Raw genomic sequence first — 14,261 nt, 5'->3', positions numbered from 1 at the left:
GCCATCATCACGCCGGCCTCAGCGCGATCAGCGCCATCCGCAGCTTCTCGCCGCGCGTCAGCCGGGCGCGTGTCCGCGGGGACGCGAAGCCCTGGGCCAGCATGCGCTCCAGCAGCATGCGGTAGCCCGCCATCATGACCTTCGCCGGCTTCAGCGCGCGGGCGTCGTGCTGCGACAATTCCACCTCCGCGCGTCCGAAGCCGGCGCGCGCCTGCTTTGCCAGCGCCTCCAGGCAGCGCGCGAAGCCAGGATGCGCGACGATGGCCTGCGCGTCCCCCGTCGCGACGCCGTGCTGGTCCAGCAGCGAGCGCGGGACGTAGACGCGGTCGCGTGCCGCATCCTCCTCGGCGTCGCGGACAATGTTCACGAGCTGGAACGTCCGCCCGAGCGCGAGCCCCCAGGCCTCCGCGCCCGGCGCGCCGAAGATGCGCACGGCCATCGCGCCGACGCTGCCCGCGACGCGGCGGCAGTAGAGGTCGAGCCCCGCCTCGTCGGCGATGCGCACGCGGTCTTCCGCATCCGTCTCCATGCCCGCGACCATCGCGCCGCATTCCGCCAGGGGCAAGGAAAAGGCGTCGCGCGCCCAGGCGAGTTCGGACGACAGCGCGCAATCCGGGCGGTCCAGCTTGGCGCGCCAGGCCGCCAGGAAGCGCCGCTTCTCCGCGACCGGCATGGCGGCATCGGCGATGTCGTCCACCGCGCGGCAGAAGCCATAGACCGCGAACAGCGCGCGGCGCCGGTCGCCTTTCAACACCCTCATGCCGCGGGTGAAGGAGGACCCCGCGCGTGCCACCCGCGCGCGCACCACCGCCGCGTCCGACGGCGCGCGCAGTACAAGCGCCGCGAAGGCTTGCGCGAAATCCGCCTTGCCGAGCGCGACGCGCCCCGAAACGGGATCGGCCGCGCGCAGCCTCCCCAGCAGCGTCCAGGCGAGCCGTAGCGTCACCGCAGCCTGATGGCGCAGGCGCGACCGCAGCAGGCGGGGCAGGGGGGCGGTGGTCTCCAGCAGCGCCTCGACACGATCCAGCGCGGCGTCCAGGATCTCGCGACGCTTCGGGTTCGCGGGCGCGAAGAAGGCGCCCTCGCCACCCGCGAGCGCCATCCAGGGTTCCGGCAAGTATATCCGGTCCAGCGCGTCGCGGTCCGGTACCAGGTCCTGCAGGTGGTTCAGGATCTGCAGCGCCGTGCAGAGCGCGTCGGAGGCGTGATGGCCTTCGGCGCTCTCGCCATGCACACGCAGCAGCATCCGCCCCACGGGATCGGCGGAGCGGCTACAATAGTCCTCCAGCGCTGCCCAGTCGGCGTAGCGCCGCTGAACCGCGTCCTGGCGGAAGGCGGAGAGCATCAGCACGGCCTCCTCCTTCCCGACATCCGCAAGTGCCAGGTCGGCGGTCGCCTCGAGCGCGTCCAGCCGGCGCAGCTTCTCCTCTGCTGTCAGCCCAGCGGAATCCGCGATGTCGTCGGCGGTGCGGACGAAGCGGTAGAACTGCATGACCTTGGCCCGCGCCGCCTTCGGCAGCAGCAGCGAGGCCGTCGGGAAGTTCTCGGAGTCATGGTCCCGCGTCGGCGGGCCCACGGCGATGGCGCCGCCCCCTTCCACGACGCTAGGCCGTGCCGTCGGGCTGATACGCAGCGCCTTTCCCGCGCGCGTCATACGCACGACCTTTCCACCCCGCGGGCTTGCCCATCCAGCCCCGCACCAGCGCGGTCCACTGGATCGCCAGCGCCACCGCGACGGCAAGCGGATGCAGCGGGATCGTCCAGATGGGCTCCCGCACCCGCATCGTCACGGCCGTCCGTAGCGCGAAGCCGATGGCGATCGCCAGCACGGCCCAGGGGTTCGGCAGCAGCGCGAGCGGCCAGAGGAAAGCGCCGGCCAGCAGCGCCGTCCAGATCGGCAGGCCGATCGGCGTTGCCATGCCCTCGCGCGCGTTCTTGACGAAGCCAGCCCAGCTCTCGGCGAAGCCCGAATACATGCGGCAGGTCGCCAGCGGCGCGCCCTCCACCACCTCCGTCGCGAAGCCCTGCGCGCGCATCCGCCGGGCCAGCTGCAGCGCGTCGTGCAGCAGGTGGCGGATCGCGGCGTGCCCGCCCGTCGCCTCATAGGCCTGGCGCTCGACGAGCATGAGCTGCCCGCAGCCCGCCGCCATGTCCGCCCGCCTGGTGAAGGCGCGGCCGCCGCCCGGGAGGTAGCAGAGCAGGAGGAAGTTGATCATCGGCACGGTCACGGCCTCGCCGAGCGAGCCGATCTCCTGCCGCGGCACGCCGGTGACCATGGCACTGCCGGTTTCCGCGGCATGGCCCGCCATCAGCGCCGCGGCGTCGGGCTCCAGCCGGACATCGGCGTCGATGAAGAGGAGATGCGTGCCCGTCGCGGCCTCCGCTAGGCGCGCGCAGGCATGCACCTTGCCCGTCCAGCCCGGTGGCAGGGGCGGGCAGGCAACCAGCCGCACGCGCGGATCGGCCGCCGCGAACTCGTCCACGATCGCGGCGGTGCGGTCGGTGGAGCCGTCATCCATCACGACGACCTCGACCGCGACCCCGCGCGAGGCCAGCGCGTGGCGCAGGCAGCTCGCGATGTTGGCTTCCTCGTTCCGCGCCGGCACCAGCACCGAAACCAGCGTCCCGGCCGGAGGCGTGCCGCGCGGCGGGCGCACCAGCACCAGGTTCGCCACCGCCATGCAGGCCGGGAAGGTCGCCAGCCACAGCGCGACCCAGGCCCAGGTGAACTCCAGCGGCATCAGCCCGCTTCCTCCCGCGGATCGTGCCCAGGGTCGTGCCGGGGATCGTAGCGCCGCCCGGTGACCACCGCGACCAAGCGGCGCCAGAGCGGGAAGATGCCCCCCATGCCCTCGCGGCCGCGGATCAGCGCCTCGAACCGGGCGGGATCGCGGGTGATGGCGTCGCCGGCCAGGCGGTCCATGGTGGCGGCCAGAGCGTCGGACAGCGCCACCGACCGCGCGTCGCGGTCCAGCACGACGAGGTCCTGGCCGGCGATCGGATCGCCGAAGGCGCACAGCATCTCGGCCTTACGCTCGGTCCAGAAGGGGTAATCGAGCGCAAGCGGCACGAAGACCGCGTCGGGCGCGAATTCCGGCAGACGGGTCATGCCGGGCGCGATCGGCACGGGGCGTTCCCGCACGTCGGAAAATCGCCCCGGTGCGTTCATCCAGAGCATTCGGCCGGGATCGGCCAGCACCTCCTTCGCGAGCTTGAGGAAGGCGACGGCGCCGCGCGGCGTGCCGGTCTCCACCCCGAAGACGCCGAGGCTGCGCATGAAGGGGTAGCGGTCGAGCGCCAGCTTATCCATGGGGATGAACATGCGGCGTTCGCGCATGAGCCCCTGGGACAGCAGCATGAACGCGACGCCGTCCCACCAGCCCGGATGATTGGCGAAGACCACGACGGGACGGTTGCCGTAGTTCCGCGGCAGACCCCAGCGCGCGACGCGGCAGGCCCGCATATGCTTGCGGAAGAAGCCGCGGAACCAGAAATGGAAGAACGCCATGCGCCACGGGCTGAACGACCCGATCGGGTCTTCCGGTGCGGCGTTGCTGGACTTCATGGCTGGATGTGGCCTGGCTCTCTGCCCCCTCCCTGGCCCTGCCCCGCAGCGGCGGGGGAGGGGACGAGCGGGCGGGGAAGGGGAAGAGTAGGGTTACTCCGCCGCCGCCGCCAGTTCGCGGTCGCGGCGGCCGGCCTGGCGGGCGCGCTCGCCCATGCCCTTGCCGCCGGCATCGGTGTCCATGGCGTCCGCCGCGATCCAGCCTGACATCATCACCATCGGCATGCCTGGCCCCGGATGCGCCGCGCCGCCGCAGAGATAGAGGCCCTTCACGAACTTGCTGCGGTTGCCCGGCTTGAAGGCGCCCATGAAGCTGCCGTGCGACGCCAGCCCGTAGATCGCGCCGTCCAGCACCTTGTAGCGGTTGTGGATGTCCACCGGCGTGAGCTGGCTCTCCACCACGATCCGCTCCTCGATGTCCTCCATCCCCGCGGTGCGCTTCAGCTTGTCGAGGATCTTCTGCCGATAGGCCGGGAACATCTTTGACCAGTCATGGCCGGGGCGCAGATGCGGCGTGTGGACCAGGACATACAGTGCCTCGCCGCCCGGGGGCGCCGTGGTGTCGTCGCTGCAGGAGGTCGCGGCGAGATAGGCGGTCGGGTCGGGCGCGGGCTCGCCCCGCTTGTAGATGGCGTCGAACTCTTCCTCCGCGTCGCGGGAGAAGACGAAGCAGTGATGCGCGAGGTGGTCGTAGCGCTTCCTGAGCCCGAGATAGAGCACGATGCCCGAACACGCCGGCTCGAACCCCTTGCCGTCGTACTTGCGCGCGGGCTCGCCGCCGACGAGCTCACGATAGGTGCGGATCGCATCCATGTTGGAGATGACGGCGTCGCAGGCGATCCTCTCGCCCGTGGACGTCACCACGCCCTTCACGGCCCCGTCCACGATGTCGAAGCCCGTGACCTCGGTGCTCGGGTGCAGATCGGCGCCGAGATCGCCGGCGAGCTTCGCCAGGCCCTCGGCCACCGCGCGCGTGCCGCCGACGGGATACCAGACGCCCTCATGCGCCTGCATGTCGGCGATCGAGGTCAGCACCGCCGGCGCCAGGTAGGGCGAGGACCCCACATACTGGCAGTAGTGGTCGAGCATCTGCGCGAGCCTGGCATCCGGCACATGGCCGCGGATGACCTTGGCGACCGTGCGGCCCATCTTCAGGCTCAGCACGTCCTTCAGCGTGTCGGGCTTCAGGTTCATTCGGAAGTTCAGCGTGTCGGCAATGCCCTCGACCGGCTTCCAGAAGAAGAAATTCTCGGAGACGCGGTGCAGGTTCTCCGCCTCAGCCTGCAGCTTTTTGTAGCCCTCGCCCTGGCCGGTGCCCGGCGCGAAGCGGTCCATCTCCGCCGCCATCCGGTCCACGTTCTCCATCAGGTCGATCCGCGTGCCGTCGTCGAAGAAGCAGCGCCACTGCGGATCGAGCCGGATCAGCGGCAGGTCCTGCGCCTGGTCGCGGCCGGCCTCGGCGAAGATCCGGCGCAGCACGCGCGGCACCGTCAGGATCGTCGGCCCCATGTCGAAGCGGAAGCTGCCCGACCCGTCCGGCGCATCCAAGGTCAGCACCGCCGCCTTGCCACCCAGCCACGGGTTCTTGTCGAGCACCGTCACCTTGTGCCCGCGCGCCGCCGCCACCGCCGCCGCAGCGAGCCCACCCAGCCCGGACCCGACCACCACCACCCGCTGCGCCATGCGTGCGTCCTCCTATGGGGCTGAAGCGTAGCATGCTGACGAGGTTGCTGCGGGGGCGCTGCCCCCGCGCCCCCGCCGGGGGGCGAGCCGCCCCCCGGACCCCGTCATCTGTTTTTCAGTGCCGAAGAAGAGGGGGCCGAAGTGCCCCCCTCTTCTTCGGCACTAAACCGATCGCAGGTCCAGGAGGCCGCTGCCTCCTGGTGGGGGGTGCAGGGGGCAAAGCCCCCCTGCGGCGACCCCGTCTGCAATCTAACGTTCAGGTCCATAGGCGGCCGCCGGCGTGGCCGCGGCGAGGTCGCCGGCGACGGTCGGGCGGGAGGGGGCGGTGGTCAGGCCGAGGTCCTTGGAAAGGAGGTTGGCCGTGATGCGCGCGCCCTCGTAGATCACGGGCAGGCCGCTGCCGGGGTGGGTGCCGCCGCCGACGAGGTAGACGCCCTCGACGTCGCGGAAGCGGTTGCCCGGCCGGAAGTAGAGCATCTGCGGCAGTTCGTGCGACAGGTTAAAGGTCGCGCCGTAGCCGACGGCGTAGTCGTCCCGCCAGTCCTGGGGGGCCACGATCTTCTCGTAGCGGATATGGGGGCGCAGGTCGGGCAGGCCGAGCGCCTGGAGGCGGTCGAGGGCGACTTCCCGGTAGCGTGCGGTCTGGGCGGGCCAGTCCGGCTGCTTCAGCAGGTTCGGCACGGGCACCAGGACGTAGAGTGCGGTGTGGCCCTCCGGTGCCAGGGTCGGGTCGGTGGCGCCGGCGTGTTGCACATACATCGAGGGCACGTCGGGGATGGTGCCGCGCTCGATCTGGGCGATGTTCTCCTGGTAGCCCTCGCTCAGCAGCACGGTGTGGTGCGCGAGTTCGGGGCAGGGCCGGTCGAGCCCAAGGTAGAGCATGAAGGTCGAGCAGGAGTAGTTCGCCTTCTCGATCTTCCGGTCGGGCCAGGTCTTGCGCAGCGAGGCCGGGATCAGCCGGGGGATGGCGTGGGCGAAGTCGCCGTTGACCACGACCGCGTCGGCGTCGTGTCGCCTGCCAGCGACCTCCACGCCTTTGGCGCGGGTCCCTTCGAAGGCGATGCGGTCCACCGGCGTGTCCAGCCTGATCTCGGCGCCGAGCCGCTCGGCAACGCGCGCCATGGCGCTGGACACGGCGCCGCAGCCGCCGATGGGATGGAAGATCCCGTGGTCGTATTCGAGGTAGGAGAGGATGGTGAAGAGGGACGGGCACCGGAAGGGGCTCATCCCGAGGTACTTTGTCTGGAAGCTGAAGGCGAGGCGGACGCGCGGGTCACGGAAGTGCCGCGCCAGGTCCTTGTCCACGGTGGACCAGGGCCGCAGCTTGGGCAGAGCGCGGATCATGTCCCACTTGACCATGTCGAGCGGGCCTTCGAAGGCGCGTTCGAGCACGGGTCGGAAGACCTCGAGCTTCGCGCGGTTCTCCGCCATGAAGGTCCTGAGGCCCTTGGCGTCGCCCGGCGCGAATTTCGCGAGTTCCGCCTCCATCCGCTCCAGGTCGGAGGAGCAGTCGAGCTGGGTCTGTCCGCCGGCATGCTCGAAGACCAGGCGGTACTGCGGATCGAGCCGGCGGAGGTCCACCTCGGATTCCAGCTCCGCCCCGCAGCGCTGGAATACCTCCTTCAGAATGCGGGGGTAGAGGAAGAAGGTCGGGCCGAGGTCGAAGCTGTAGCCGTCCTCGGTGGTCAGCGTGCGCGTGCGCCCGCCGACCACGGGGTCGCGCTCATAGACGGTGACGCGAGCGCCGGAGGCGGCCAGCAGCATCGCGGCGGCGAGGCCGCCGGGGCCTGCCCCGACGATGGCGATCCTGGTGCTCGGGCGCCTGACGGCGGGGGAGGCAAGCGTGTTGTTCATCGTTTCCGCAGCCAGATGCCCCCGGCACGGGAAGTCGCAAGGGGCAGCGCGGCTAACTCATGCCGCGACGGGGGCTGCGGGGGAAGCCATGCTAGCGTTGGCAGCCTCGATTTCCAGGCACCGCCCGGCGGCCCGCGGCAGCAGCCGGGTCAGGTAGAAGGCGGCCAGACCGGCACGGTCCCGCTCCACGGCGGCGGCGCGGGCCAGCATCCAGCCGCCGACCGTCCAGCCGCAGGCCTCGAGATAGGGGACGGCGAGCGACTGGGCGAGGTCAGGGTCGCGGGCCTGGATGGCCAGCATGGTCGCGGTCGCCTGGCCGAGCTGGGCGGCGGCGGGACCGAGGCCGGGGACGGCGGCGATCTCGGCCAGCAGGGCGCGCATGGCGGCGCCGCCGTCCTTCGCGACCTTGCGGACCAGCAGGTCGATCGCCTGGATGCCGTTGGTGCCTTCGTAGATCGGGGCGATCCGGGCGTCGCGCAGGACCTGGGCGGCGCCGGCATCCTCCACGAAGCCCATCCCGCCATGCACCTGCACGCCGAGCGAGGCGACGTCCACGCCGCGGTCGCTGCACCAGGACTTCACGATGGGGATGAGAAGCGCGAGCCGCGTGCCGGCTTCCTCGTCCTTCAGCAGGTGCTGGCGGTCGAGCGCGGCGGCGGCCTCCAGCGCCATCAGCCGGCCGGCCAGCGTGACCGCGCGCATCTCCGTCAGCATGCGCGCGACGTCGGGGTGCTGCGCGATGGGCCGGCCGCCCTGCACGCGCTGGTCGGCATAGGCTTCGGCAAGTGCCAGCGCACGGGCCCCCTGACCGACGCCCTGCACGCCGACGCCGAGGCGGGCGGCGTTCATCATCGCGAACATCGCCTGCAGCCCGCGGTTGGGCTCGCCCACCATCTCGGCCTCGGCGCCATCGAACAGCATCACGCAGGTCGGCGCGGCGTGGATGCCCATCTTCTTCTCGATGCCGCCGCAGCGCAGCGCGTTGCGCGTGCCGTCGTCCCGGATGCGCTGGGCCGCGAAGAGGCTGATCCCGCGCGAGCCCGGCGGCGCGTCGGGCAAACGGGCCAGGATCAGGTGCAGGATGTTGTCGGTGGTCTCGTGCTCGCCCCAGGTGATGTAGATCTTCTGGCCGTGGATGGCGTAGCGCCCGTCGCCGAGGGGTTCCGCGCGGGTGCGAATGGCGCCGAGGTCCGAACCCGCCTGCGGCTCCGTCAGATTCATCGTGCCGGGCCATTCGCCGGTGACGAGCTTCGGAATCCAGCGCGCCTTCTGGTCCTCCGAGCCGAATTCCAGCAGCAGGTCGATGGCGCCGGTGGTCAGCAGCGGCCCGAGGAAGAAGGACATGTCGGCCGAGGAGGCGAGTTCGCAGACCGCGGTCCAGATGGAATGCGGCAGGCCCTGGCCGCCGAAGGCCTCCGGCGCGGCGACGCCCTGCCAGCCTGATTCGACCCAGGCCTTCATGGCGGCGTGGTAGCGGTCGGGCACGGTGACGCGGCCATTGGCGTAGTGCGCGCCTTCCCGGTCGGCGGACTGCCAGTTCGGCGCCAGGACCTCCGTGCAGAAGCGGTCGCACTCGCCGACGATCGCGGCGATGTCCTCGGCCGCGAGCGGCGCGCCGGCGGCGGCGGCGATGCCCGGCAGGTCCACCACCCGCGTGAGGCCAAGGATGAGGTCGTCGGCGGCCGTGCTGCGGGTCATGCCGTATGTTCCTCCGTTCGGTGGCGCAGCCTGGGCCCGGGCGTCGCCGACAGGGCCTTCGCGCGTCGCGCGCGCGAGCGCAAGCCCCGCGTCGGGGTGAAGCATCCTGGCGATGTCAGGAAAAGGGGGCGGGCCTGGCGGCCTCGCGGCAACTCGCCCGCGGCGGCGGGCCTGGCGAGAGGGGCGGGGCGCCCGCAGGCGCCCCGCTGGTCATCCCCCGCTCAGTGCATCCGGCTGCGGCTGGTGCCGCCGCCGCGGCCGGCGGTGCCGCGCGTGCCGCTGCCCGTGCGACCCTTGGACGCCGTCTTCGACGCGGTGCCGGTGCGGCGCGTCGTGGCGGCCTTGGCGGTGCGCGTCGCCTTCGCCTTCGACCCGTTCGCGCGGGTCGAGGCCTTCGCCGCGGTGCGGCCGGTGCCGGACTTGGCGGTGCTGCGGCTGCCGGCGGTGCGCTTGGACGCGGCCGCACCGCGCTTGGCGGTCGTCGTGCCGCGCGAGGCCGAAGCGGTCTTGCGCCCGCTCGCCGCCTTGCCGCGCGTGCCGGCCGCCTTCTTCGCCGTGCCCGTCGCGGCCTTGCCGCGCGTGGCGCTCGCGGCCTTGCCGCGCGTGCCAGTCGCCTTCTTCGCCGCGCCGGTTCTGGCCGTGCTGCGGGAGGACGAGGCGCTCTTGCGCGTGCCGGCGCTGGCCCGCCCGCCCTTCGCCGCCGCGGCGGTGCGCCCGGCCGCGCCGCGCGCACCGGTCTTGGCCGTGGTCTTGCGGCCGGTCGAGGACGACGCCTTGCGCGTCGAGGAGCCCGACGCCTTGCGCGTCGTGGAGGATGCCTTCCGCGTCGTGCCGGTGCGACGTGTCGCGCGGCGGCGCGGCTGCTCCTGTTCCTGCGGCTGCTGCTCGCCGCCTTCCTCCATCCTGTTCTCGTTCATCTCGTCGCTCATGGCGTGGTCGCTCCTGCTTTTCCGTTTGCCGGTTCGGCGGTCGCGGCGCGGACCCTACCGTGCCGCCGCGCCTGCCGCGCGCGCCTCGGCGTGCGCGGTTGCAGGGGCGAACGTCACGTCGCGGCGATTGTTCCCAAAGGAGGTGCGCTCAGTGCCAATGAATCATCAGTGAGCCCGCGAGCGACTCGCCGGGAGACAGCACATGCATCGCGCCGTGTGCCGCGGCGGCGGGATTGTTGATGGCATCCGGCGCGTGCGTGACGGGCTCCACCGCGATGGCGCTGCCGTCGCGCGGCGTGAAGAAATGCATGTTCCGCGCCCAGGCGCCGGTCGCGCGCATCACCATGCCATGCCCGTCCGGCCAGTCGATGCGCGCGCTTCCGTCCCAGCCGGCATAGTGGCCATCAACCCCATCCGGCGCGTCGCCATCGCCGAGCAGGCCCCCGCTCGGCCGCGGCGCGATCGCGAGGTTGCGCGCGTCACGCCCGAAGACGATCCGCGCGCCGGCGGCGATGCGCGTCCCTGCGGGCCGGTCGAAATAGGGATGCCAGCCGAAGCCCATCGGCGTCGGCACGGCGCCCTCGTTGGTCAGCGCGACGTCGAGGGCCAGGTGGTCGGGCGCGATGCGCGCATCCATCCGTGCGACGCCAGTGAAGGGCGTGCGGTCGAAGCGGCAGGAAAGAACGACGCGGTCGGACGCCGCCGCCTCCACCGTCCACGCCATCTCCCGCAGGAAGCCGTGGATTGCGGTGTTCTCCTCCGGCCGGTTGATCGGCATGCGGTGCTCGACGCCCGCGACGACGATGCGACCGGCGTCAAGCCGGTTGGTCCAGGGCGCCATGAGGAAGGAGCCATGGAAGCCGCGGTTGGGATCGGCGCCGTCCGGCATCGGGCGCAGGATCGCGCGGCCCATCGCGTCGAGCCGCGTGAAGGCGGCACCACGGTCGGGCAGGATGGTGGCGATTGCGTCGCCGGCGCGGATGTCCATGTCAGTCCAGCGCGAACGGATCGCGGGGCGAGAAGCCGCCCTGGCGGCTGTATTCGATCGGGCAGTAGAAGCCGCCCTGGTAGCGCTCCTCGACGGGGTTGCCCGAGACGACCTTCTCGATCTCGGCGCGGTTGGTCTCGGCGCTGTCCTGCGGCTGCCAGCCGATGCGGTCGCGGTGGTCCTTCGCCCAGAAGCTCTTCGGGTTGTTCGACGCGCCCCAGATCACGCAATGCCCGACGCGCTCGGCCTCGATCGCGCTGACCATCATGCGCGCGAGGTCGGGATAGGACAGCCAGGTCGCCAGCCCGCGCGCGTTGTTCGGCTTCGGCAGGCAGGAGCCGATGCGGACATTGACGTTCTCGACGCCGTGCTTGTCCCAGTAGAGCCGGCCCATCAGCTCGCCATACGCCTTCGACAGGCCATAGTAGCCGTCGGGACGGAACTGGCAGTCGTAGTCGAGCTTGCCCTCGTTCCCGACCGGTCGTTCGTGGAAGCCGATCGTGTGGTTGGAGCTCGCGAAGACCACGCGCGCGCCCTCGCGCCGCGCGGCTTCGTAGATGTGGTAGAGTCCGCGCAGGTTGGGGCCGATGATGGTCTCGAAGGGCTGCTCGGTGGCGTTGCCGCCGAAATGCAGGATGGTGGAGCAGCCCTCGGCCTGGCGGACGATGGCGAGCGATTCCTCGAGGTCGGCGCGGACGAAGCGAGCGCGCGGCGGCAGCGGGTCGGGGAAGGGCGCGATGTCGGTCAGTCGCAGCGTGTAACCCGCGGCACCAAGCTCCTTGGCCAGCATGCGCCCGAGCGCGCCGGAGGCGCCGGTCAGCAGAATCGGCTTGTCGTTCATGCGGATCGTTCCTCGTGCCTACCGTGTGATGCGCGGCAGGGTCGGGCAGGCGTGGCGCGAAGGCAAGACGGGGGATCGGTGCGCAGCCGGGCGGGAACGCGGCGACCTTTCATGCGCTGGCGTCGTGATGCAGGGGATCTCTGATGGATCGTGACGGTGAAGCCAGGCCTGCCGAGATGCCCGACGTGCCGCTGGTGCCCGCCGGCGCGGTGGGATTCCTGCTCTATCCCTTTGCGGTTCAGTTGATCCTGGCCAACCCCCCGGCGAACGACGCCGGACGAAAGCCGCGCCCGGGTTGACCGGCAGGGCGCGACGCCCAAGCATCCGGCCCTGGTTCGCTGGATGATCCCATGCCCTTCCCCACCATTGCCGAGGCGGCCGCCGATCTCGCGGCAGGCCGCACCACCTCCGTCTCCCTGGTTGAGGGGGCGCTGTCGCGCATCGCCGATCCCGCCGGCGAGGGCGCGCGCGCCTTCATTGCGGTGCAGGCGGATCAGGCGCGGGCGAGTGCCGCGGCGATGGATGCGCTGCGCGCTGCCGGCCGCGCACCGGGCCCCTGGGCCGGCATCCCGATCAGCATCAAGGATCTCTACGATCAGAAGGGCGTGGTGACGCGCGGCGGATCGGTGGCGCTGGACGACGCGGCGCCGGCGGAGGCGACGGCGGTGTCAGTAGCGCGGCTGGAACGCGCGGGCTTCGTCGTGCTGGGGCGCACCAACATGACGGAATTCGCCTTCTCCGGCCTTGGCGTGAACCCGCATTACGGCACGCCGCTGAGCCCTTGGGACCGCGCGACGGGGCGGATTCCGGGGGGCTCGTCCGCGGGCGCGGCGGTCGCGACCGCGGACGGGATGGGCTTCGCGGGCCTGGGGTCCGACACCGGCGGGTCGTGCCGCATCCCCGCCGCGCTTTGCGGCATCGTGGGCTGGAAGCCCACAGCGCGGCGCGTGCCGCTGACGGGCACGCTGCCGCTGTCCTTCACGCTGGACAGCCTCGGGCCGCTCGCGCGCTCCGTTGCCTGCTGCGCGCTGCTTGACAGCATCATGGCGGGGGAGGAGCCGCAAGGGACTTCCGTCGCGCCCAACCTGCCCATGCCGGTCGCGGGGCTGCGGCTCGGCGTGCTGCAGGGCTACGTGACCGAGGGCTGGGACGCGACCGTGACCGCTTCCTTCGAGCGCGCGCTGTCCACACTGTCCGCGGCGGGCGCGCGGATCGGGAAACTGACAGTGCCCGAGCTCGTGGAAATCCCCGCCGCAATGTCGAAGGCCAACTTCGCCGCCAGCGAGGCCTGGGCCTGGCATCGCGATCTCGTTGCGCGCAAGGCCGCGTCGTACGATCCCCGCATCCTCGGCCGCATCCGCCGGGGCGAGGCGATGGCGGCCGCGGACTACGTGGTGCTGATGCAGGAGCGTGCGCGGCTGATCGCCGCCATCGCCGCCCGCACCGCTGATTTCGACGCCGTGGTGATGCCGACCTGTCCCGTTGTTCCCCCGGCACTGATGGAGGTGGAGGACGAGGCGGAATACGGCCGCATCAACCTGCTTCTGCTGCGGAACACGACGATCGGCAACTTCCTCGACCGCTGCGCCATCAGCCTGCCCTGCCACCGCGCGGGCGAGCCGCCGGTCGGCTTCATGCTGATGGGCGAGACGATGGGCGACGCGAGGCTCCTCGACGTCGCGCGCGCGGTGGAGGCAGCGCTGGCCTGAATGCCTCCCTCCGCGCAAGCGGCTCCCTCCTCCGCCAGCGGGGGAGGGAACGGCCCTGGCGGCTGAGTGCAGCCCTACCCCTTCCTCCTGTCATTCGGCAGCGCGATCCCCGTCAGCGCCTGCCACACCCGGATGACGAACCCATCATCCGCGCGCCCCTGACCCATCGCGCTCGCGGCCGTGAAGAGCTGCTGCGCGGTAGTCGCGATCGGCACAGGATGGTCGAGGCTCCGCGCCATCTCCGCGACCAGGCCGAGGTCCTTGACGAAGATGTCCACCGCGCTGCGCGGGGCGTCGTCGCCCTCCAGCACGCGGGCCATGCGGTTCTCGAACATCCAGGAATTGCCGGCCGCGCTCGTCACCACGTCGTAGAATTGGCGGGGATCGGCGCCGGCCCGGATCGCGAGCGACAGCGCCTCCGCCGCGACCGCGATGTGCACCCCCGCGAGAAGCTGGTGCGCGACCTTGACCGTGGCGCCGATGCCGACGGCGTCGCCGAGCTCCCACACTTTCGTCGCGACGGCGTCCAGCACCGGCCGCGCCCTGTCGAAGGCGGCGCGCAGGCCGGAGGCCATGACCGTCATCTCGCCGCTCGCCGCCTTGGCCGCGCCGCCCGAGACCGGCGCGTCGAGATAGAGCAGGCCGCGCCCTTCCGCCTCCGCCGCCAGGCGCTTCGCATCCGCCGGCGACATGGTGGCGGAGGCGACGATCACCGCCCCGGGCGCGAGTCGTCCCGCGCATCCCTGCTCGCCGAACAGCGCGGCTTCGGTCTGCGCGGCGTTGACGACGAGCACCAGCACGGCCTCCGTGCCCGCGGGGATCTCCGCGGGGCTCGCGCAGGCCGTGCCGCCGGCGGCGGCGAATTCGGCCCGGGCGCTGTCGCGGAGGTCGCAGCCCGCCGTTGCGAGCCCCGCGCGCAGGCAGGACTTCGCCGCGCCCATTCCCATCGCGCCGAGCCCGATCACCGCGACCTGCATGACGTACACTCCCCGTG

Annotated in this window: 12 protein-coding genes; 2 read left to right on the top strand and 10 right to left on the bottom strand. The window is 71.8% G+C overall.

What is annotated here, in order from left to right; translation table 11 throughout:
• Positions 1-7: 7 nt before the first annotated feature.
• The 9 genes from ACLF3M_RS02335 to ACLF3M_RS02295 form a co-directional block, all read right to left on the bottom strand.
• Complete coding sequence (locus ACLF3M_RS02335; protein WP_430655472.1) at positions 8-1,654, bottom strand: squalene/phytoene synthase family protein; 1,647 nt, start codon at positions 1,652-1,654, stop codon at positions 8-10.
• The gene (locus ACLF3M_RS02330; RefSeq protein WP_430655231.1) at positions 1,605-2,741 is read right to left on the bottom strand and encodes a glycosyltransferase; all 1,137 of its coding nucleotides are present in this window, start codon (positions 2,739-2,741) and stop codon (positions 1,605-1,607) included. The genes ACLF3M_RS02335 and ACLF3M_RS02330 overlap by 50 nt, the downstream gene beginning before the upstream one ends.
• On the bottom strand, positions 2,741-3,565 hold the full coding sequence (locus tag ACLF3M_RS02325; protein ID WP_430655230.1) for a lysophospholipid acyltransferase family protein: 825 nt from the start codon (positions 3,563-3,565) through the stop codon (positions 2,741-2,743). The genes ACLF3M_RS02330 and ACLF3M_RS02325 overlap by 1 nt, the downstream gene beginning before the upstream one ends.
• Positions 3,566-3,658: 93 nt before the next feature.
• Positions 3,659-5,248, bottom strand: a complete 1,590-nt coding sequence (locus ACLF3M_RS02320; protein ID WP_430655229.1) for a phytoene desaturase family protein — start codon at positions 5,246-5,248, stop codon at positions 3,659-3,661.
• A 249-nt stretch (positions 5,249-5,497) separates the two neighbouring features.
• Positions 5,498-7,102: a phytoene desaturase family protein gene (crtI, locus tag ACLF3M_RS02315; protein ID WP_430655228.1), complete on the bottom strand. Its 1,605-nt coding sequence runs from the start codon at positions 7,100-7,102 to the stop codon at positions 5,498-5,500.
• 57 nt (positions 7,103-7,159) lie between these two features.
• The gene (locus tag ACLF3M_RS02310) at positions 7,160-8,800 is read right to left on the bottom strand and encodes an acyl-CoA dehydrogenase (protein WP_430655227.1); all 1,641 of its coding nucleotides are present in this window, start codon (positions 8,798-8,800) and stop codon (positions 7,160-7,162) included.
• A gap of 221 nt (positions 8,801-9,021) precedes the next feature.
• Complete coding sequence (locus ACLF3M_RS02305) at positions 9,022-9,729, bottom strand: hypothetical protein (RefSeq protein ID WP_430655226.1); 708 nt, start codon at positions 9,727-9,729, stop codon at positions 9,022-9,024.
• Positions 9,730-9,877: 148 nt separating this feature from the next.
• The gene (locus tag ACLF3M_RS02300; protein ID WP_430655225.1) at positions 9,878-10,717 is read right to left on the bottom strand and encodes an aldose epimerase; all 840 of its coding nucleotides are present in this window, start codon (positions 10,715-10,717) and stop codon (positions 9,878-9,880) included.
• A 1-nt stretch (position 10,718) separates the two neighbouring features.
• Entirely contained in the window at positions 10,719-11,558 is an 840-nt protein-coding gene (locus tag ACLF3M_RS02295) for an NAD-dependent epimerase/dehydratase family protein (RefSeq protein WP_430655224.1), read from the bottom strand.
• Between the two features lie 143 nt (positions 11,559-11,701).
• Between ACLF3M_RS02295 and ACLF3M_RS02290 the strand changes: the two genes are divergently transcribed.
• On the top strand, positions 11,702-11,857 hold the full coding sequence (locus ACLF3M_RS02290) for a hypothetical protein (RefSeq protein ID WP_430655223.1): 156 nt from the start codon (positions 11,702-11,704) through the stop codon (positions 11,855-11,857).
• Positions 11,858-11,908: 51 nt separating this feature from the next.
• Positions 11,909-13,267 carry an amidase gene (locus tag ACLF3M_RS02285; protein ID WP_430655222.1) on the top strand — a complete coding sequence of 453 codons (1,359 nt, stop codon included), beginning with the start codon at positions 11,909-11,911 and terminating at the stop codon, positions 13,265-13,267.
• A 74-nt stretch (positions 13,268-13,341) separates the two neighbouring features.
• Here ACLF3M_RS02285 and ltnD read toward each other — a convergent pair whose 3' ends face one another.
• The gene (gene ltnD / locus ACLF3M_RS02280) at positions 13,342-14,244 is read right to left on the bottom strand and encodes an L-threonate dehydrogenase (RefSeq protein WP_430655221.1); all 903 of its coding nucleotides are present in this window, start codon (positions 14,242-14,244) and stop codon (positions 13,342-13,344) included.
• Positions 14,245-14,261 lie beyond the last annotated feature (17 nt).

It is taken from the genome of Falsiroseomonas sp. HW251 (assembly GCF_050563545.1).
Classification (GTDB): domain Bacteria; phylum Pseudomonadota; class Alphaproteobacteria; order Acetobacterales; family Acetobacteraceae; genus Falsiroseomonas.
Note: the sequence above shows the minus strand (reverse complement) of the source record. Positions and strands in the feature narration are given on the sequence as shown.

Excerpts from the sequence above, each read along its gene's own strand:
- ACLF3M_RS02325 (WP_430655230.1), bottom strand. The coding sequence starts at position 3,565 with ATGAAGTCCAGCAACGCCGCACCGGAAGACCCGATCGGGTCGTTCAGC.
- ACLF3M_RS02305 (WP_430655226.1), bottom strand. The coding sequence starts at position 9,729 with ATGAGCGACGAGATGAACGAGAACAGGATGGAGGAAGGCGGCGAGCAG.
- ACLF3M_RS02320 (WP_430655229.1), bottom strand. The coding sequence starts at position 5,248 with ATGGCGCAGCGGGTGGTGGTGGTCGGGTCCGGGCTGGGTGGGCTCGCT.
- ltnD (WP_430655221.1), bottom strand. The coding sequence starts at position 14,244 with ATGCAGGTCGCGGTGATCGGGCTCGGCGCGATGGGAATGGGCGCGGCG.
- ACLF3M_RS02310 (WP_430655227.1), bottom strand. The coding sequence starts at position 8,800 with ATGACCCGCAGCACGGCCGCCGACGACCTCATCCTTGGCCTCACGCGG.
- crtI (WP_430655228.1), bottom strand. The coding sequence starts at position 7,102 with ATGAACAACACGCTTGCCTCCCCCGCCGTCAGGCGCCCGAGCACCAGG.
- ACLF3M_RS02330 (WP_430655231.1), bottom strand. The coding sequence starts at position 2,741 with ATGCCGCTGGAGTTCACCTGGGCCTGGGTCGCGCTGTGGCTGGCGACC.
- ACLF3M_RS02300 (WP_430655225.1), bottom strand. The coding sequence starts at position 10,717 with ATGGACATCCGCGCCGGCGACGCAATCGCCACCATCCTGCCCGACCGT.
- ACLF3M_RS02290 (WP_430655223.1), top strand. The coding sequence starts at position 11,702 with ATGGATCGTGACGGTGAAGCCAGGCCTGCCGAGATGCCCGACGTGCCG.
- ACLF3M_RS02295 (WP_430655224.1), bottom strand. The coding sequence starts at position 11,558 with ATGAACGACAAGCCGATTCTGCTGACCGGCGCCTCCGGCGCGCTCGGG.
- ACLF3M_RS02335 (WP_430655472.1), bottom strand. The coding sequence starts at position 1,654 with ATGACGCGCGCGGGAAAGGCGCTGCGTATCAGCCCGACGGCACGGCCT.
- ACLF3M_RS02285 (WP_430655222.1), top strand. The coding sequence starts at position 11,909 with ATGCCCTTCCCCACCATTGCCGAGGCGGCCGCCGATCTCGCGGCAGGC.